This window comes from Bacillus tuaregi (assembly GCF_900104575.1).
In the GTDB taxonomy this organism is placed as follows: Bacteria; Bacillota; Bacilli; order Bacillales; family Cytobacillaceae; genus Bacillus_BD; species Bacillus_BD tuaregi.
Genome location: NZ_LT629731.1, coordinates 3,096,618 through 3,116,344, shown reverse-complemented (window position 1 = coordinate 3,116,344; position 19,727 = coordinate 3,096,618). Strand labels below are relative to the sequence as shown.

The window sequence follows — 19,727 nt, the reverse complement described above, 5'->3', positions numbered from 1 at the left end:
TCAGTGGACTTTCTCTACTTCTAAAGTTAAGGGATGAATGCAAGTAAACTCTCCGTTTTAACGGAGGTTTAAGTTCTCGCTGAATGAAGTTAATGCCTCCGGCAGATGTCTCGGATTTTTAAAGGTAATTTACCGGAGTGAACTCGGGTAAAAATCCGGACGCAAATTCGATGAGCGAATTTGATATAGGTTAGAAGGGATGTAAAAAGATGACAAAACAACAGTTTGGTGTTATTGGAATGGCAGTTATGGGTAAGAATCTAGCTATGAACATTGAGTCAAGAGGTTATTCCGTATCCGTCTACAATCGTTCAAGCGAAAAAACAGACGAAGTCCTTGCTGAGACTAAGGGACGTAATTTCAAGGGTACTTATTCTATTGAAGAATTTGTTCAGTCACTTGAAACTCCAAGAAAAATTATGCTTATGGTAAAGGCCGGGGCTCCAACAGATGCTACAATTGAACAGCTTATTCCGCATTTGGATAAAGGTGATATTCTAATCGATGGCGGTAATACGTTCTTCGTCGATACACAGCGCCGTAATAAAAAGCTAAGTGATCTTGGCATTCATTTTATTGGTACTGGTGTATCAGGCGGCGAAGAAGGTGCATTAAAAGGCCCATCTATCATGCCAGGCGGTCAAAAGGAAGCTTATGAGTTAGTGGCGCCAATCTTTAAGGATATTTCTGCGAAGGTAGACGGCGAGCCGTGTACGACTTATATTGGACCGGATGGTGCAGGACATTATGTCAAAATGGTGCATAACGGCATTGAGTATGGGGACATGCAGCTTATTTGTGAAGCCTATTTCCTATTAAAAAATGTACTTGGTCTTTCTGCTGCTGAGCTCCACGAGGTTTTTGCCGAGTGGAATAAAGGAGAGCTTGACAGCTATCTTATTGAGATTACGACTGATATCTTTAGGAAAGTCGATGATGAAACAGGTAAACCTTTAGTCGATGTCATATTAGATACTGCCGGTCAAAAAGGAACAGGGAAGTGGACAAGCCAAAATGCGCTTGATTTAGGTGTTCCGCTGCCGATTATTACGGAATCTGTGTTTGCCCGCTTTATTTCTGCTATGAAGGAAGAACGGGTAGCAGCAAGCAAGGTCTTAAGTGGTCCTGAAGCCAAAACATTTACCGGTGATAAGAAAGCCTTTATTGAGTCTGTTCGTAAAGCGCTGTATATGAGTAAAATCTGTTCTTATGCCCAAGGGTTTGCCCAAATGAGAGCAGCATCCGAAGAGTATAACTGGAATCTACAATACGGAGACATTGCCATGATATTCCGTGGTGGCTGTATTATTCGAGCCCAGTTCTTACAAAAGATTAAGGATGCCTTTGACCGCGAATCAGGTCTTAAAAATCTTTTGCTTGATCCTTACTTTAAGGAGATTGTCGAAAGCTATCAGCAGGCATTACGTGAAACGATTGCGAATGCTGTTCAGTACGGCATCCCAGTACCGTGCTTTTCGTCAGCTTTAGCCTATTATGACAGCTACCGAACCGCCACGCTTCCTGCCAACTTATTACAGGCACAGCGCGATTACTTTGGTGCCCATACATATGAACGAATTGATCGTGAAGGAATTTTTCATACCAATTGGCTTGAATAATACGAAAAACCCTCTTTGTTACTTCATGCAAAGAGGGTTTTTTCTGACTGTTTTTTCATCGCTTCAGTTTTTTCTGCTAGCAGTTTTCTACTTCTAAATCGCCGATTGGCCACCAGTAAAAGCCGTCTCTTGCCAACAGAACATCGCTTTCCTTTGGTCCTGCCGAGCCTGATTCATAATTAGGGAACTGCGCTGGTGTTTTTTGCCAAAATTGTGATATATTATCAACGAAGCTCCAGGATAGTGCGACTTCATCCCAATGGGTAAAGTTTGTTGCATCGCCGCGCATGCAGTCATATAATAGTTTTTCGTATGCTTCTGGTGTATTGATACCGTCTATCCCTGTATTAGCATAGCTTAGCTTAACAGGTGTTGCATTCATATGATTACCAGTTTTCTGGGCATTCAAATGTAAGGTAATTCCTTCTTCAGGTTGTATATGAATCACGAGCAGGTTTGGATTTAGGGTTTGTTCCGTTTTATAATATAAGTTCATCGGAATGTCCTTAAATTGAATCACAATTTTGGTTGATTTTGATTTCATCCGTTTTCCTGTGCGAATGTAAAAGGGAACACCTGCCCAACGGAAGTTGTCAATAAGGAGCTTACCCGCTACAAAGGTTTCTGTATTAGACTGAGGGTCTACCATTTGTTCCTCTCGGTAACCGGATACCTTTTGGTCGTTAATCAGACCTTCACCATATTGACCGCGAACGAAATATTTATCCACTTTATCGTCCTTGATTGTTCGCATGGCACGTAGTACCTTTACCTTTTCAGAGCGGATTTCTTCCGTATTTAATTTAATCGGCGGCTCCATAGCTAAAAGGGCAACCATTTGCAGCATATGGTTTTGCACCATATCCCGTAACGCGCCGCTGTTTTCATAATAACGTCCGCGTTCCTCGACCCCTAGGGTTTCACTTGAGGTTACTTGGATGTTTGAGATATAGCGATTATTCCATAATGGTTCAAATATCGCGTTAGCGAAACGAATAACCTCTATATTTCTGACCATCTCTTTTCCAAGATAGTGGTCAATTCGGTAAATCTCATCCTCGGAAAAGGCTGTCCGAATTTGATTATTCAATGCTTTTGCAGACTTGAGGTCGTGTCCGAAAGGCTTCTCAATAACTAGGCGTTTAAACCCAGCTACATTCGTGAGTCCGTCCTCATTTAAATGGATTGCGATGGTACCAAAGAATTCAGGAGCCATGGCTAAATAAAAAATTCGATTTCCCATTGTCTTGTATTGCTCATCCAATTTCGCAGCCATGTCACGTAAAAATACATATGAATTTGTATCTGTAACATCATGTGAATGATAATAAAAATGAGAGGCAAATTCATCAATATTTTCACCTTCATTTGATGCCGCAGACTGCACGGATTTTTTTACATTTTCCTGAAATTGTTCGTTGGATAATGGTCTTCTGGCAACGCCGATGACAGCAAAGTTTTCAGACAGATTTCCCTTTTCAAATAAGCGATAAAGTGATGGAAAAAGCTTTCTGTTGGCTAAATCACCAGTAGCTCCGAAAATCATAATCAAGGCTGATGGTTGTTCGTTTTGTCTCACGATATGTAAAACCTCTCTTCATAAAAAATTGACTTCTATTTTTTGGTTTGCTCTTATATAAATTGAAATTCAATCCGAAAAATAGGACTAACGCTTAAAGATTTTATCGATTTATGTCGAAATACGCAAATGCTTTGTTCTTATTATATGTTAAAGAATCGGAATAAAAAAATCTCATTATTTTCCTGCTTATCATAACTTGGCTATAATAAGATAAGTATGGACAGGAGAAAGGAGCTTATCAGTGGAATTATTTTTTCTTGGGACGGGTGCAGGTGTACCTGCAAAGCTTAGAAATGTTACAGCGATTGCATTAAAATTATTGGAGGAACGCGGCTCAATCTGGCTGTTTGACTGTGGTGAAGCTACACAGCATCAAATATTACATACTTCCATTAAACCATCAAGAATAGAGAAAATCTTTATTACTCACCTTCATGGGGATCATATCTACGGACTTCCGGGTCTCCTGGCAAGCCGTTCGTTTCAAGGTGGAGAGACTAAGGTAACGGTCTTTGGCCCCTCAGGCTTAAAAGCATTTGTGGAGACGTCTTTACGTGTGAGCGGAACCTATCTAAAATATCCTCTGGAAATAGTAGAAATCGATGAAGGAGTTGTATTTGAAGACGATCAATTCCTCGTGGAGGCTAAAAAGCTTGAGCATGGAATACCCTCCTACGGGTTTCGAATGATCGAAAAGGATCGTCAGGGCACCTTGTTAGTTGAGAAGCTAAAAGCGGCAGGTGTTAAGCCAGGCCCGATCTATAAGAAAATAAAGGCGGGTGAGTCTGTCACCCTGGAGGATGGCACATTTATCGAAGCGGACTGTTTTGTCGGTCCACAGCAAAAGGGAAGAGTGGTCACCATTTTAGGAGATACAAGGATGTGTGAAGCGGCGCATAGTCTTGCTAATGAAGCGGATTTATTAGTCCATGAGGCTACCTTTGCAAATGGGGAAGAGGCATTGGCCCATGATTATTATCATTCCACCACAAGTCAGGCTGCAGAAACGGCTAAGCGGGCAGCGGTTAAAAAGCTTTGCATCACGCACATTAGTTCACGTTATGATCGACAAGCATCAGAGGAGCTAGTACAGGAAGCTCGGCGAATCTTCCCCAATACCGAGCTTGCAGCTGATTTTAAGAGCATCGAAATTCCCCGCTAAAGTCATGAATGAATTTTATTAATAAAAGTAAAAATAATAATTTTCGCGAAACGTTTATTGACATGATGAAAGTGAGTCACGTATAATTCCAATTAAATAGAATTATCATAATATAATTTTGGCGATGAAAAGTGTAAAGTAAACCATATCTCCCTGTACATAAAGAGAGTCAGCGGTCGGTGGAAGCTGATACAAAGGTAATGGTGAAATTCAGCTTGGAGCTTTTTCTTTTACAGGTATTTGTACGAGAAACGGATAAACCCGTTAGCGAATAGAGTGGAAAGTCAATGCTTTCAAAAAGGGTGGTACCGCGTGCACTGCACGTCCCTTTTTATCGCATTGACTTTTTTTATTTTTTCTCCGAATTCAAGCTCTTATATTAGCTTTTTCTAAGATAGTATCAAAAAATTAACTTTCACAATCAGGAGGAGACAACATTGGAACAAAAAGAACAATGGTCATCAAAAATCGGCTTTATCCTGGCTTCTGCCGGGTCAGCTATTGGACTTGGGGCGATTTGGAAATTGCCGTATGTAACGGGCATGAGCGGTGGAGGAGCATTTATTCTTTTATTTGTCCTTCTATCCCTTTTAATTGGTTTTCCCCTTTTGCTTGCTGAGTTTGTCATCGGTCGCAGCACGCAAAAAGAAGCTATTTCGGCCTATAAGCAGATTGCTCCAGGTTCTAAATGGCATTGGATTGGCTATCTCGGCGTAGTTACCTGCTTCATTTTATTATCCTTTTACAGTGTCATTGGGGGATGGATTATTCAATATATTGTATTTGGCTTTTCGGGGCAGGTTGGGGCCGGAAATGTCAACTACGAGGCACTTTTTACTGAATCTGTAGCGAATCCGCTTCTATCCATCGGAGCACAGGCTCTTTTCTTGATTATCACAATTATCGTGGTTGGCAGGGGAATTCAAACTGGGATAGAAAAAGCGAGTAAAGTCATGATGCCTGCTCTATTTATCTTATTTATGGTATTGATTGTTCGCTCCCTGACGCTAGAAAATGCGATGGTCGGTGTATCCTTTCTTCTCAATCCGGATTTCAGTAAATTAAACTCGGAAAGTATTTTATTTGCGCTTGGGCAGTCCTTCTTTTTGTTAAGTGTAGGGGTGTCGGTGATGGTGACGTACAGCTCTTATTTACCGAAAGGAGAAAGCATCGTTCAGCCGGCCTTATCGATTGTGGCGATGAATTTATTTATTTCTTTGTTTGCTGGTCTTGCGATTTTTCCAGCTGTATTCTCGTTAGGGTTTGAACCAACTGCAGGGCCTGGTCTGCTCTTTATTGTCTTGCCGTCCGTATTTGAAAAGATGGTTTTCGGTAATCTCTTTTTACTCATCTTTTTACTTTTATTTTTGTTTGCCACTCTCACATCAGCCTTTTCCTTATTGGAGATTGTAGTCGCTTCTGTATCAAGAGGGAAGGGTGGGCGAAACCGACTCTCCTGGATGCTTGGAATACTCGTATTTTTAGTCGGCATTCCATCGGCGCTGTCATTTGGTGTTTGGTCGGACATTTCAATTCTTGGAAAGAGTATTTTTGATGCAGCGGATTACCTGGTTAGTAATATATTAATGCCTGTTGGTGCCCTGTTAATCTCAATTTTTGTCTCCTATAGAATGAAAAAGAGTATTTTAATAAGTGAGCTGATTCAAACGACAAAATATCGTTATCTGTTTGAGGTCTGGTACTTATTATTACGCTATGTTGTACCCATTGTGATTATTGTCGTATTTCTTGATGTCACAAATATCATCTAGAAAAAGGTGGACAGCTCTGTCCACCTTTTTATTTCCTTTATCTTTGGTTTCGTCTTTGTTTCCAGCCTCTTTCGTATTGGACAGGACCTTCAATATCGACACCAAGCTCCTGTGCAGCGCTTCTTGGCCAATAGGGGTCGCGCAGTAATTCTCGCGCCAGTAAAACGAGATCGGCTCGCTCACTTTGGAGGATTTCTTCTGCCTGCAGGCCTGATGTAATTAGGCCAACTGCACCAGTTGGAACCTGTGCAGCGTGCTTGATTTTTTCGGCTAGTGGGACTTGATAGCCTGGATAGATATTAATCTTTGCCGGCACAATTGCACCTGAGCTTACATCGATTAAGTCGACTCCCTGCCCCTTCATCCAACGGCTGTAGAGGACATAATCCTCCACAGTCAGCCCTTGCGGATGATATTCATTTGCCGATATACGAACGAATAATGGTCCATTCCAAACTGATTTAACCTCCTCAATCACTTCTTTCAAGAAGCGGTAACGATTTTCATGGCTGCCGCCATATTCATCATGACGATGATTGGAAAGTGGAGATAAAAATTGATGAATCAAATACCCGTGGGCACCATGAATTTCAATGACATCAAATCCAGCCTTTTTTGCACGTTCGGCTCCATTTTTAAAGGCTTTAATCGTGGCGTGAATATCTTCTAATGTCATTTCCTTCGGTGTTTTACTTTCGTCATCGAATGGGATAGAAGAAGGAGCAAGGATTTCTCCTTCTAATACGGCTTTGCGTCCGGCATGGCCTAACTGTATACCAGCTTTGGCGCCGTTCTCTTTAATAAGAGTGGTCAGCTGTAAAAGTCCTTCGATATGCTCGTCGCCCCAGATTCCTAAATCATATGGTGAGATACGACCTTCCGGAGAAACGGCAGTTGCTTCTTGAATCAGCAAGCCTGTTTGTCCAACTGCACGGCTTATGTAGTGGGTGTAGTGCCATGGTGTCACCTTTCCATCCTCGTTTGTACATGAATACATGCACATCGGTGCCATGACAATTCGATTTTTAAACGTAACATTTTTAATCGTATAAGGTGAAAATAGTTTTGTATTTTCCATTACGGCATTTTCCTCCTTCTCTTGTTCATTGCTAGTATAACAGCACGATACGTGAAAAGGTAAGCAGATAACTCCGTTTTACTATGTCATTGAATTGGTGTACGATACAATCGTGTATGTTAAAGTACAGAGGTGAAAAATATTGGCAGGTAATCTGAATAACAAAACGATTGTCATTACAGGAGCTTCCAGTGGAATCGGACTTTCCATTGCGGCTCTTTGCGCAGAAAGAGGAGCTCATTTAGTGTTACTAGCAAGGAGACTTGATGTTTTGGAGGATATTAAGCGAGATTTAGAGGAACGGTTTGCTATTACTGTTCGGGTACATAGACTGGATGTTTCGAATATGGACGATGTCCAGGCGGTTTTCTCCAAGCTTTTATCTGAGTTGAAGACAATCGATGTACTAGTGAATAATGCGGGGTTTGGCGTCTTTCGGGCAGCGCATGAAGTATCTATGGATGAGGTAAAGGCGATGTTTGACGTAAATGTCCTTGGGCTGATTGCTTGCACAACAATGGTATTGCCTTTAATGAGGCAACAAAGAAAAGGCCATATTATAAACATTGCTTCACAGGCAGGGAAAATCGCAACACCTAAATCAAGCGTATATTCTGCAACAAAGCATGCTGTATTAGGTTATACAAACAGCCTTAGGATGGAGCTAGCTGATTTTAATGTCTCTGTCACCGCAATAAATCCTGGACCGATTGAAACAAACTTCTTCTCCATTGCTGATGAAGCGGGAACCTATGTTAATAGTGTACAAAAATATATCTTAAAGCCAGAATTTGTTGCTAGAAAAGTCGTTGACGGTATGCTGACGAATACAAGGGAAATCAATTTACCCCGTTGGATGAATGTGGGAAGTATCCTTTTTGCCCTGTTTCCAGGTCTATTTGAACGGGTAGGAAAAAAGGTCCTAAATAAAAAATAAAAAAAGAGATGACATCAGCTGTCATCTCTTACGCCTGTATGATTACCGTTTAATTGATTGAACTCTTCCGATTTGTCCATCTGTAAGTCGTACTTTAATTCCATGTGGATGGTAGCTTGACTTTGTCAAGATATCCTTTACTATCCCACTGGTTAGTTTCCCGGTTTTTTGGTCGGCTTTAAGGACAATATTGACCATTGCTCCGGGGAGAATATCTTTTCTGTTTTGTCCATTCATTCTGAAAGCCTCCTTCATGAACCAATAGATAGTAATTTTTTCTCTTGCACAGTATAGATTCGGTATAGCATCAAGGCTAGTATGGATAAAATGATTCCTGAAATGTACGGCAAGCCAATAGTGATATGGTACAGCCAGCCTCCAAGAGGTGGTCCTGCAATTCTCCCAAGTGAGTCGAACGAAGAAAGTAAGCCTGTTGTACTGCCATGTCCTGCTGACGATGTTTTGGTTAAAAGGGCAGAAACGCTTGGACGAATAACCCCGTTACCAATTCCGAATATGGTTAGATAAATAGCGGCAGTCGTAAAGCTATCGACTAATAAAATAAGACCAAAGCCAATGGCCGATACAATAATGCCGATTTGAATAACGGCTCCTTCGCCAAAGCTCTTCGTCATTCTGCCTACTAGCCCACCTTGGACAAGTGCTCCAGCCAATCCCATAATCATAAATATATAACCTAGCCCAACTGTCCCTAATCCCGCTTTAACGGCTGCGAAATAAGCAAAGGTAGCTTCTAATCCTGATAGTGATAGGGAAATAAATAATTGTAGAAAATACAAAATGGATTGTGAACCGTTTAATGCCTGCCATACGGAGGATTTTTCATTCCTCTGCTGTCCTCTATTTTCCTTTGCCAAAGATTCCTTTAAAACAAACCAAACGAGAAAAAAGGTCAAAAGGGAAAAAAATCCAGCGATGTAAAACGGCATGTTTAAGCTCATTTTCGAAAATACCCCGCCAAGAGCTGGTCCAAAAACAAATCCAAGTCCGGTGGCAGCGCCAACAATTCCCATTCCCTTACCACGGTCCTCTGCGGATGTGATATCAGCAACATAAGCCATAACAGTGGGCATATTGGCTGCGGATAAAATTCCTCCGACCACTCTTGCGGCAAATAACATCCAAAGTGCGGAGGAAAGTCCCATAAGGAAAAAGGAAAGAGCCAAACCTAAGATTCCGATCATTATGACTGGTTTTCGACCAATCCGGTCAGACACTCGTCCCCATAGCGGTGCAAACAAAAGTTGCATTAATGAATACACTGCCATCAATAAACCTAATTCAAATGGGGATGCACCGATATTTTCTGCATAAAAAGGTAAAACAGGAATAATGATCCCAAATCCAATCATAACGAGAAACATCACAAGAAAAAGAATGGGTAATGCTTTTTTTGTTTCTACCATATATTTCACTCCATTTCTCGATAATTATAATGATTATGGATATGAATAGTCAATTTCCACTATGAACAACAGAAAAAATTTTATTCTAATAATATTTTAGGGCTACAATCGTTTATATTATTATGGTAATCTAATAATATAGTAACGTACTAAAGTATTATTTGGATAAAGGTGGTTAATATTATATGAAACGTACAGGCTTATTTATGTTAATAATTGCGTCCGTTTTCGCCCTTCTTGTCGGATGTACAAGCTCGGATTCAGGTTCTGACACTGGTACGGAAGATATAGATACGTTAGTAATTGGAATTGATGATGCTTTTGCTCCGATGGGCTTCCGTGATGATAGTAATGATATTGTCGGTTTTGATATTGATATGGCAAAAGCTGCTGGTGAAAAAATGGGCGTAGAGGTTCAGTTTCAGCCTATTGATTGGACAACAAAGGAAACAGAGCTTAACAGTGGTCGAATTGACCTGATTTGGAATGGTTATACTGTTACAGATGAACGTAAAGAAAAGGTTTTATTTACAAAACCATATCTGAAAAACTCTCAAGTTGTGGCCGTTTTAGCGGATTCAGATGTTGCCACAATAGATGATTTAGAGGGGAAACAAATCGGGATACAGTCATTTTCCTCTGCTGTAGATGCACTTAATGCACATCCTATTAATGAAAAAATTGCTGGATTAACTGAATTTAAAACAAATGTATTGGCATTAAAGGATTTAGAAAATGGCCGTGTTGATGCGGTTGTCATTGATGAAGTCGTTATTAATTATTATATGACGATACAAGAAGGAACTTTTAAGGTACTTGATGAGTCGCTTTCACCTGAAGAATATGCTGTTGGGGTGAAAAAAGGAAATGAAGCGCTGCTTAATGAACTTCAGGAAGCATTAGATACAATGAATGAAGATGGTACAGCAGCAGAAATCTCCGAAAAATGGTTCGGTGAAGATAAGGTATTAAAATAAAAATGAGACAGAACAAATATATGGCAAACAGGATTTCCGTTTGGAAACCCTGTTTTGTTTTTGGAGGAATCCTCTCATGTCAGGAGAATATTTAATCACAATACTCAAGCCTATGCTGGAAGGCGCGCAGGCCACCATTCTATTATTCCTTATTGCGATTGTGTTGTCGATTCCGCTTGGCTTTTTACTCACACTAGCTGTTAGAAGTAGCTTCAAACCAATTTCGTGGCTTGCGCAAGGCTATATATATGTTATGCGTGGAACCCCGCTTTTACTGCAATTATTAGTGATTACATTTGGGCTTCCGATGATTCCGGTCATTGGAGAATACTTAATCCTTGACCGCTTTGTTGCTGCTAGTCTTGGATTTATCCTCAATTATGCTGCGTATTTTGCTGAGATTTTTCGAGGTGGTCTTTTATCCATTGATAAAGGCCAGTATGAAGCTGCGAAGGTATTGGGCTTGAATAAATGGCAGACAACTACTAGAATTATTCTGCCGCAAATGTTCCGTATTGCGCTGCCTTCTGTTGCTAATGAATCTGTCACGCTAGTAAAGGATACTGCCTTATTATATGCCGTTGCTGTTCCGGAATTGTTACACTTTGCCCAGACGGCCGTGAACCGTGATTTTACGATTGTGCCTTTCTTTGTCGCAGGTGTCATCTATCTAATCATGACTCTCTTATTAACGAGCGTATTTAAATGGCTTGAGAAACGTTTTAAATTTGAATAAGAAGGAGTAGAGAATGTGGCTATCATTGAAGTATCTGACCTCAAAAAATCATATGGAAACCTCGAGGTATTAAAAAGGATTTCCTTTGATGTAAATAAAAAAGATGTGGTGGCTGTAATCGGTCCTTCCGGATCAGGTAAAAGTACGATGCTGCGGAGTTTGGTTCATTTAGAAGAAATAAATGGGGGCAGTATCTGCGTATCCGGTGATTATTTAGTAAAGAACGGCGTCTATGCAAAGCCACATGAAATTAAAGCCATCACAGCTAAAATGGGTATGGTTTTTCAGCATTTTAATCTTTTTCCGCATCTAACGGTAAAAGAAAACCTTGAACTTGCTCCTAAATTAGTGAAAAAGGAGACTTCTGAAACAGCTAGGAGGAGCATGGAATTGATGGAGAAAATCGGTCTGACTTCGCATGCCAATGCATATCCTGCCAATCTATCCGGCGGTCAAAAACAGCGGGTAGCTATTGCGCGTGCACTCATGATGAATCCAGATATCCTGCTTTTTGATGAGCCAACATCTGCTTTGGACCCTGAATTAACTGGAGAGGTATTACAGGTCATGAAGGATTTAGCTGAAGAACATATGACGATGATTGTTGTCACACATGAAATGGAATTTGCTAAAGAGGTGGCAAATCGTGCCATTTTTATGGACAATGGTGAAATCGTTGAATCAGGTCATCCACAGGAATTATTTAATAATCCAAAGCATGAGCGGACAAAGGCTTTTTTAACTCGCAGTTTAAAATAATTAGTATTCGTTTTGACATCCTAGCTGATATTTCGGTTGGGATGTTTTTAATTTTTAGCGTCATTTCATGCAGGTTAAATCAGTATCCTTTGATTATTATATTAATAACGTAATTTTGGTAAAAAAATTATTAATAATTATGTTAAATTTTTAACAATATCATGTATAATAGAGAAGACTCATACATGAGGCAGAATTGTAAAGGACATTTATCACAGATGAAGCTTTATGGATGGAAGAAAACTTAAAATGACACAAAAAAATCAAAATTAATACTTTAGGTAAAGGGGAATCGAACATGGCAGAAACAAACACAATTGAAAAAATTGAGCAAGAATCTCAAGTCTTGTCTGCTGAAAAAGGAAAAAGTGATATTCTTGATCAACTTTTACAGCCTGAGGTGCAGGAATCTTTAACAGTATTGGTTGAACAGCTTCCAAAACTGACTGAGCTTGTTAATGTTTTAACAAAATCATATGATATGGCTCAGTCACTAGCGACTGACGAAATCTTGAAAAATGACACAGTAGGGGCAATTAAGGAAATTACTGAGCCTGTAACGGCAACCGTAAAAAATGTAGCTGCTACAGCAATGGAAGCGAAGGAACGTGCAGATGAAAGCACTGAAGTGATTGGTCTTTTTGGGCTTTTAAAAATGCTCAAAGATCCACAAGCACAAAAATTATTTCGTTTCGTTCATGCATACCTTGAAATCTCAGCTGAACAAAAAAATCATCAATAATTTCTTGTAAATAGTTAAGGACGGTGGAAATACATGTCAAAACATATTGTTATCTTAGGAGCGGGATATGGCGGTCTGCTATCTGCATTAACAGTTCGAAAATATTTAAATAGCCAAGAAGCTTATATAACGGTGGTTAACCAATATCCAACACATCAAATCATTACTGAGCTACACCGTCTTGCAGGTGGTACAACAAGCGAAGGTACTGTAGCGCTTCCTCTAAATAAGCTGCTAAAAGGAAAGGATATTGATCTGAAAATTGCAAAGGTTGAACGTTTTTCAGTAGAGGATAAAAAGGTCTTCCTTTCAGAAGGTACAACGTTAACCTATGATGCCCTTGTTGTTGCTTTAGGTAGTAAAACAGCCTATTTTGGAATTCCTGGATTGGAAGAAAACAGCATGGTGTTAAAATCTGTTGAAGATGCCAATCATATTCGCAGCCACATTGAAGGCCGTATTCGTGAGTACGCGAAAACGAAAAATGAAGCAGATGCAACGATTTTAATTGGTGGTGGTGGCTTAACCGGTATCGAATTAGTGGGTGAGCTTGCAGATAATCTTCCAAAAATCGCCAAAGGCTATGGCGTTAATCCAAAGGAGATCAAATTAAAGCTTGTTGAAGCAGGTCCAAAGGTTCTTCCTGTATTGCCAGACCATTTAATTGAACGTGCTGTTGAAAGTTTAGAGGCACGCGGTGTTGAATTCTTAACAGGACTTCCAGTTACAAATGTTCAAGGTAATGTGATTGACCTTAAGGATGGAAGCAAAATCACTGCTAATACTTTTGTCTGGACTGGTGGTGTACAGGCACCTCCAATTGTTTCTGAATCAGGACTTGAAGCAGATCGCGGTAGGGCAACGGTGAATGAATACCTTCAATCAACGTCACATAAGGATGTTTTTGTGGTAGGAGATTCAGCGGTGGCATTCCCGAAAGAGGGTGGACGTCCTTATGCGCCAACGGCTCAAAATGCTTGGCAAATGGGAGAACTTGTTGGTTATAATCTATACGCTTATTTAATGGACAAATCATTTGAAGTATTTGCTCCAATTAACTCTGGTACGCTTGCTAGCCTTGGACGTAAAGATGCAGTGGCCGAAATTGGCGGAAACTCAACGCCGCTTAAAGGTCTTCCTGCCTCATTAATGAAAGAAGCAAGTAATGTACGCTACCTCACACATATTAAAGGTCTTTTTAGCTTAGCCTATTAATCTTTAAGACAAGGAAAACCGCTCTTTCAGCATTCTGTGAGCGGTTTTTTCTGTTATTTTTTTATTCGGTATTGTCAGCAGTAGATTTGACATATGATTTTAAATGGTTAATCAGTTCTTCCTGTTCTTGATCATCAATAGAAAACTGGACTCCGTAAAGAAAATGATTGTATTTTTCTTCTCGCCAAATCACCATCCCATTAACTTGAAATAATGTATCATTTAATTGAAAACGAACAGAGACTTTAATTTGATTTGGTTTGGAAATGGGAATGTTTAAGGCTGTATTTAATTTTAATCCGTTCGGACTTATATCCATCATTGTTGCCATGCCTTCTGAGGATTCAACCTTGTTTCCATCTACTTCTTTAATGGTAAACAAGACAGGAATCGGTTTATTAAATGTAAAGCGAAATCCCTCTTGCCTTCTGTATCTTAACATTTTTATCACCTCTATTTACAAAGGTTCCTGTTCATCGAAATGGAATGTAGGATTCTATTTTTATTGTATCATATCAGCAATTATTGACTAATTCTATTCTTTATTGCGGATTTACACTATAATTGGAAATAATATTACCTTGCTTTAGTAAGGCTTAAGTCTTATAGTAAATTAAAGCTTGGGGTACCTTTATATATTAAAAATCCCTGATACAATATAAATAGAAAGCAGCAGTCATTCATTGTAAGGATTATTTCTGTAATCGTAAGACGCTGTTGTTTATTTATTATTTATGGACCCGAGGTGAGTACTTTACCATGGAAAGAAAAGTCTATGTTGTTCTTACTGATACCGGTACACTTCTTACGAGAATGATAAAGTGTTATACAAAAAAACCTTATAATCATGCTTCTCTTTCTTTTGATCCTCACTTCTCAGAGCTATATAGCTTTGGAAGAAAGAGACCGAGAAACCCGTTTACTGGAGGCTTTGTTAAGGAAAGTATTCACACCGGTTTATTAAAACAAGCGAAATGTGCAATCTATTGCTGCACGATTACGGAAAGTCAATTTCTAAAAATGAATCAGTACATCCGTCAGATTGAGATTGAAAGGGACCTTTACCGCTACAATTTACTAGGTCTATTTGCTATTCCCTTGAATAAACAATTTAACCGCAAGCATGCCTTCTTTTGCTCTCAATTTGTGTTCACTGTATTAAAGGAGGCACAGGTAGTGGAGCTGCCAAAGCATCCTTCACATGTAACACCGCATGATTTTCAACAAATTCCTTTTTTTCAATTAGTCTATCAAGGTGATTTCGAGGATTATAAGCATGTATCAGATATAGTGGAAAGTAAAGAAGACAGTCGAATGAATCGAGCTGACTTAATCAGATTGGTTATGAAAAAGCTAAGGTTACCGACACTCCCTCTTTAATAATATAGACCTTGTACGGTAACGTCGTAAGGTTCCCAAATTAGTTTTGGGAGCTTTTTTATTGACGTTGCTCTCATTGTCATGTAATATATAAATTCTTTTGTGTCGCTAAATAATTCTCATTTACGGTAGCGAATGTATATTTGGAAAAATAAGAAAGAGGTGTATTTGATGTCAGCAGACCAACGAAAAAAGCTGATAGTTTTAATGATAAATATGTTTATTGCGATTGGTAGCTTTGGGATTGTGATTCCGATATTACCTGCCTATTTAGAGTCGATTAACCAGGGGGGGACAGCAGCTGGGTTAATGATTGCGATTTTTGCCGGTGCCCAGTTTATCTGTTCGCCGATTGCTGGGAAGTGGACGGATCAATATGGACGAAGAAAAATGATTATATTTGGACTTATGGGTCTGACGCTTTCAAGTTTTATCTTTTATGGATTTGACTCCATTTGGATGCTGTACGCTTCTCGTGTGATTGGAGGAATGGGCAGTGCCCTCCTTGTACCGGCTATTTTTGCCTATGTAGCGGATATCACCACGATGGAGCAGCGGGCAAAAGGAAACAGCTTTGTTTCTGCAGCGATGTCCTTAGGGATTGTCATTGGACCGGGAATTGGAGGCTTTCTAGCTGATCTTGGACTAAAAATGCCATTTTTAATTTCGGCCATTGTATCGCTTGGGGCAGTAATCTTTTCGGTTATTGTTCTAAAGGAAAGTCAAGTCGTTCAACCGGGTGCTATTGAACTGCCGCAGGAAGAATCAATGGCTAAGAAAATGGTGCGCTCGGTCAAAATGCCATACTTTATTCCGCTTATTATTACTCTGTCGATGAGCTTTGGGTTAATGGCTTATGAATCCGTGCTTGGTCTCTTTGTTGATAATCAATTCGGTGCTTCTCCGCAGGATATCGCCATCATGGTAACTTCAACGGGAATTGTTAGTGTGATTGTTCAGCTCTTTGTCGTTGACCGGATTGTGAGCCGTTACGGTGAAGGGGCTGTACTAAATATTTTCTTAGGGGTAGCAACGGTCGGGTTTTTACTTTCCTTGGTTGCTTCAAGCTATTTGCTGTTCTTTACGATTACGCTGCTCATTTTCCTTGCCACTTCCATTTTACGTCCTGTATTAAATACGCTTATTTCAAAATTAGCTGGCAATGAACAGGGCTTTGCGATGGGAATGAATAATGCTTATATGAGTATTGGGAATGTGTTAGGACCGATGCTGGCGGGAGTTCTCTATGATGTAGAAATCATTTACCCCTTCTTTTTAGGATTGACATTACTTGTTCTGACGCTTGTAACTACTATTATATGGCAGAAACGTTCCTTTAAGCGAAACTCTCATCAAAAGTCGGCTATGGGAACTAAATAATATCACATAGCTGTACTTAGCTATCGTGAATCATTGTGGAGAACCATTAAACCGTACGGTTTAATGGTTCTTTCCTTTACTGTCCTATCAAAATGGGAGCTATGCTATAATAATGTTAATAGGATATGACATAAGGGGCTGAATAATAATGATGAAACAAGTCCAGGCAGTAGAGCTATCTATTAAGAATCAAAAGAATGTTGTAACAGGTCAGGTTCTGCGAACTGTAATCTATTCGCGATTTAAAATCTTGGAGGTAAAAACGCCATCACTGACCACGTTATATTATTGTTTTTTCTATAATGATTTACCTGTATATGGGGAAGCATTGGAGCAAATTGAAATGGGGTCATTTTTGGCTAAAGCCTTTCATGAAGGAATGGTCCTGGAGGCAGACCATCCTCTTCTCCCGTTTATACTCCCTTCAGAAAAGGCTGTTATTCCCAACAAACATAAACTCTTCTCCCAGCTTCAACGTCAATTCTCTCTTCAGGAAGTAGCATATATTGCTACAGCGCTTGATTCCTTCTTTTCAAAAGAACAATTGTCAGAAACGATTGATAAGCTCTTCTTCTATTTTCGAAGAAAAGGTAGCTTCTTTAAGGCCTACCAAATCCTGCTTCTTATACATGACTTTTCTCCTGAATTAAGTGCCGCTAAAGATAGCGTGCATGTTCAGGATTTCCTTTCCTATAGTCGTTTATATCAGTCCTCTTCCTTACAAGCTATTTATAAGAAGGATCCTTTGTTTATTGAACGGCATTGCTTCAAAAATCGTATGAACGAGATGGAAGCTTCCTTTCTTAATACATTACTAAGTGAACAAGGGCGATATGTCGAGCTATTATTGCTGTGGATTGAAAAGGTTCAGAAGCTTTCGAAAGCTGATTTGGTGGATACCTATACAACAATTGCGCTTCAATTCATGACAATGGAGGATTGGATCGGACTTTTATGCTATATCCATGTGAATCCGTTCCGCACACTGCCTAATCTACAAGCTGTCATGTCTAGGATGGTGCGCGAAGACCGTTATGAAAGGGCAGCTCTTTTCTTATTAGAATGTATCGACGACCTCCCAGACTCCTATGACGGTATTCTCGACTTAGTATGGGAACGTGCAGAGGTTCATTTCATTGCTGTTCATTTTAAGACATTTATCCCCGTTATGAAAAGGCTCATCAAGCAGAATAAGCTGAAGGAATTGGAACAGAAGCTGTTTAGTCTTATTAACCTATTACTGAAAACGAATGATTTAGTGTCTGTTTCACGTATGCTTCAACCGATTCAAAGGCTTGTACCCCGCTCACCACTCTTTTTAAAAATCAATCAAATGCTTCAATTACTAGAAGACCCAGATCATATGATGGAACTGGGCCAATACTATGCTGACTTTCAGCAGTATGATGAAGCCATTGAATGCTTCTCATGGGAAATGGAACTCCATCCGGATGCTGCGGCTCCTGTCTTGCAGCTGTCCAAAATGTATCAGCATAAAGGAATGCTCGAGGAGGCATCCGCCTACCAGCAAGTTTATGATCAATTAGTGAGGAATCAAGTGACAGGCTGATGATGCCGAAAATTTCCATTGAATAAGAACGCATATTCGCTTACAATAATGAATAGAATAATACAGAACAAACGTTCTTAATTATAAGCGGAGGATGCGGTTATGATGGATTACAGTAAAATGCCGCAGCAGCAAATTTTATGCATCGATATGAAAAGCTTCTATGCGAGCTGCTCTGCTGTTATGGAGGGGCTTGATCCGCTTGACTGCTATTTAGCGGTCGTGGGTGATAAGGAACGCGAAGGGAGTATCGTTCTTGCGGCTTCACCGCGGATGAAAAAAGAATTTGGCATTAAAACGGGGGCGCGAAAGTTTGATATCCCTGATGACCCGCGGATTACGGTAGTAGAGCCAAGGATGGCCACCTATGTCAGAATTTCAATGGAAATCATTCGCGTTTTTAACCGCTATGTACCAAAAGAAGCAATCCATGCCTACAGTGTTGATGAAAGCTTTTTGAGGGTGGATGGAGCGGCAAAGCTGTGGGGAGACGCCGTGACCATAGCTGAGAAAATTAGGGACGATATTAAACGGGAATTTCAGCTTCCCTGTGCGGTCGGCATCGGTCCTAATATGCTGATGGCAAAGCTCTGTCTTGATTTGGAGGCGAAAAAACAAGGCGTGGCACAATGGAGGTATGAGGATATTCCAAATAAGCTTTGGCCAATCAGCCCACTTCGTGATATGTGGGGGATTGGAGGCAGGCTAGAGAAAACCTTGAATGGAATGGGGATTTTTACGGTGGGGCAGCTTGCCCATTATGATTTACAAAAGCTTGAGAAGAAATTTGGAATTATGGGAAATCAGCTTTACCATCATGCTTGGGGAATAGATTTGTCTGAAATCGGTGCACCGATTATGGCGGGGCAGGTTAGCTTTGGAAAAGGCCAGGTGCTAATGCGTGATTATAAGGAAGAAGAAGAAATCAAGCATGTCATTTTGGAAATGTGTGAAGAGGTGGCCAAGAGAGCCCGGACTCACCGTAAAGCAGGAAGAACGATTAGCTTTGGTGTCAGCTACAGCCAGGATGAATTTGGCGGCGGCTTTTATCGTTCTAGGACGATTGAACGCCCGACAAATGTGACAATGGAGATCTATCGTGTCTGTCTTGAACTTTTTCATGAACATTATGAAGGGAAAACGGTCAGGAAAATAACGATGTCTCTCAGTAAATTGTCCGATGATGTTGATTTTCAGTTGAATTTGTTTGATTTAAATGGATGGAAAAAGCGTGAGCTTGGCTATACGGTGGACAAAATCCGTAAACGTTTCGGCTCTGATGCTCTCTTGCGTGCTGTATCTTATACGGCTGCTGGTACGGCTAGGCAACGGGCAAAGCTCGTGGGTGGGCATAAGAGGTAAGAATTTGAAAAGACAAAGGGAGGATCTAT

At 40.2% G+C, this 19,727-nt stretch carries 18 protein-coding genes and 1 other annotated feature; of the genes, 13 read left to right on the top strand and 5 right to left on the bottom strand.

The genetic code is table 11. From position 1 onward, the window contains the following. The first annotated feature begins 209 nt into the window (after nt 1-209). A complete protein-coding gene (gene gndA / locus BQ5321_RS17350; protein ID WP_071395683.1) occupies nt 210-1,619 on the top strand; it encodes an NADP-dependent phosphogluconate dehydrogenase in 1,410 nt (469 codons plus the stop codon). A gap of 76 nt (nt 1,620-1,695) precedes the next feature. On the opposite strand, the gene zwf is transcribed toward gndA, so the two are convergent. Beyond that, on the bottom strand, nt 1,696-3,198 hold the full coding sequence (zwf, locus tag BQ5321_RS17345) for a glucose-6-phosphate dehydrogenase (protein ID WP_071395682.1): 1,503 nt from the start codon (nt 3,196-3,198) through the stop codon (nt 1,696-1,698). A 244-nt stretch (nt 3,199-3,442) separates the two neighbouring features. Between zwf and rnz the strand changes: the two genes are divergently transcribed. Both rnz and BQ5321_RS17335 read left to right on the top strand, forming a co-directional pair. Next, on the top strand, nt 3,443-4,363 hold the full coding sequence (rnz, locus tag BQ5321_RS17340; RefSeq protein WP_071395681.1) for a ribonuclease Z: 921 nt from the start codon (nt 3,443-3,445) through the stop codon (nt 4,361-4,363). Between the two features lie 115 nt (nt 4,364-4,478). Beyond that, nucleotides 4,479-4,695, top strand: a binding site (T-box leader). Nucleotides 4,696-4,800: 105 nt separating this feature from the next. Next, nucleotides 4,801-6,135, top strand: coding sequence for a sodium-dependent transporter (locus BQ5321_RS17335; RefSeq protein ID WP_071395680.1), 1,335 nt, complete (start codon nt 4,801-4,803; stop codon nt 6,133-6,135). A 37-nt stretch (nt 6,136-6,172) separates the two neighbouring features. On the opposite strand, the gene namA is transcribed toward BQ5321_RS17335, so the two are convergent. After that, nucleotides 6,173-7,213, bottom strand: a complete 1,041-nt coding sequence (namA, locus tag BQ5321_RS17330; RefSeq protein ID WP_071395679.1) for an NADPH dehydrogenase NamA — start codon at nt 7,211-7,213, stop codon at nt 6,173-6,175. 142 nt (nt 7,214-7,355) lie between these two features. Between namA and BQ5321_RS17325 the strand changes: the two genes are divergently transcribed. Then, nucleotides 7,356-8,150, top strand: a complete 795-nt coding sequence (locus BQ5321_RS17325) for an SDR family NAD(P)-dependent oxidoreductase (protein WP_071395678.1) — start codon at nt 7,356-7,358, stop codon at nt 8,148-8,150. Between the two features lie 42 nt (nt 8,151-8,192). Here BQ5321_RS17325 and BQ5321_RS17320 read toward each other — a convergent pair whose 3' ends face one another. Together BQ5321_RS17320 and BQ5321_RS17315 are read right to left on the bottom strand one after the other, a co-directional pair. After that, nucleotides 8,193-8,387 carry a YwbE family protein gene (locus tag BQ5321_RS17320; protein ID WP_071395677.1) on the bottom strand — a complete coding sequence of 65 codons (195 nt, stop codon included), beginning with the start codon at nt 8,385-8,387 and terminating at the stop codon, nt 8,193-8,195. Between the two features lie 14 nt (nt 8,388-8,401). Then, nucleotides 8,402-9,577: an MFS transporter gene (locus BQ5321_RS17315; protein ID WP_071395676.1), complete on the bottom strand. Its 1,176-nt coding sequence runs from the start codon at nt 9,575-9,577 to the stop codon at nt 8,402-8,404. A gap of 185 nt (nt 9,578-9,762) precedes the next feature. Here BQ5321_RS17315 and BQ5321_RS17310 point away from each other — a divergent pair, with 185 nt between their 5' ends. The 5 genes from BQ5321_RS17310 to BQ5321_RS17290 all read left to right on the top strand — a co-directional run bounded on the left by BQ5321_RS17310 (nt 9,763) and on the right by BQ5321_RS17290 (nt 14,006). Beyond that, nucleotides 9,763-10,554 (top strand): amino acid ABC transporter substrate-binding protein, encoded by a 792-nt coding sequence (locus BQ5321_RS17310; protein ID WP_071395675.1) that lies wholly within the window; start codon nt 9,763-9,765, stop codon nt 10,552-10,554. A gap of 76 nt (nt 10,555-10,630) precedes the next feature. Beyond that, on the top strand, nt 10,631-11,290 hold the full coding sequence (locus BQ5321_RS17305; RefSeq protein WP_071395674.1) for an amino acid ABC transporter permease: 660 nt from the start codon (nt 10,631-10,633) through the stop codon (nt 11,288-11,290). 15 nt (nt 11,291-11,305) lie between these two features. Next, the gene (locus BQ5321_RS17300) at nt 11,306-12,049 is read left to right on the top strand and encodes an amino acid ABC transporter ATP-binding protein (RefSeq protein WP_071395673.1); all 744 of its coding nucleotides are present in this window, start codon (nt 11,306-11,308) and stop codon (nt 12,047-12,049) included. 298 nt (nt 12,050-12,347) lie between these two features. Then, complete coding sequence (locus BQ5321_RS17295) at nt 12,348-12,791, top strand: helical membrane plugin domain-containing protein (protein WP_071395672.1); 444 nt, start codon at nt 12,348-12,350, stop codon at nt 12,789-12,791. Nucleotides 12,792-12,824: 33 nt separating this feature from the next. Then, nucleotides 12,825-14,006 carry an NAD(P)/FAD-dependent oxidoreductase gene (locus BQ5321_RS17290; protein WP_071395671.1) on the top strand — a complete coding sequence of 394 codons (1,182 nt, stop codon included), beginning with the start codon at nt 12,825-12,827 and terminating at the stop codon, nt 14,004-14,006. 61 nt (nt 14,007-14,067) lie between these two features. Here BQ5321_RS17290 and BQ5321_RS17285 read toward each other — a convergent pair whose 3' ends face one another. Beyond that, nucleotides 14,068-14,448 (bottom strand): PilZ domain-containing protein, encoded by a 381-nt coding sequence (locus BQ5321_RS17285; RefSeq protein WP_071395670.1) that lies wholly within the window; start codon nt 14,446-14,448, stop codon nt 14,068-14,070. Nucleotides 14,449-14,765: 317 nt separating this feature from the next. Here BQ5321_RS17285 and BQ5321_RS17280 point away from each other — a divergent pair, with 317 nt between their 5' ends. The 4 genes from BQ5321_RS17280 to BQ5321_RS17265 all read left to right on the top strand — a co-directional run bounded on the left by BQ5321_RS17280 (nt 14,766) and on the right by BQ5321_RS17265 (nt 19,698). Beyond that, nucleotides 14,766-15,386 carry a hypothetical protein gene (locus BQ5321_RS17280; RefSeq protein ID WP_071395669.1) on the top strand — a complete coding sequence of 207 codons (621 nt, stop codon included), beginning with the start codon at nt 14,766-14,768 and terminating at the stop codon, nt 15,384-15,386. Nucleotides 15,387-15,557: 171 nt separating this feature from the next. Next, entirely contained in the window at nt 15,558-16,766 is a 1,209-nt protein-coding gene (locus BQ5321_RS17275; RefSeq protein WP_071395668.1) for an MFS transporter, read from the top strand. 148 nt (nt 16,767-16,914) lie between these two features. Beyond that, entirely contained in the window at nt 16,915-18,336 is a 1,422-nt protein-coding gene (locus BQ5321_RS17270) for a hypothetical protein (RefSeq protein ID WP_071395667.1), read from the top strand. A gap of 102 nt (nt 18,337-18,438) precedes the next feature. Then, the gene (locus BQ5321_RS17265) at nt 18,439-19,698 is read left to right on the top strand and encodes a Y-family DNA polymerase (protein ID WP_071395666.1); all 1,260 of its coding nucleotides are present in this window, start codon (nt 18,439-18,441) and stop codon (nt 19,696-19,698) included. Nucleotides 19,699-19,727 lie beyond the last annotated feature (29 nt).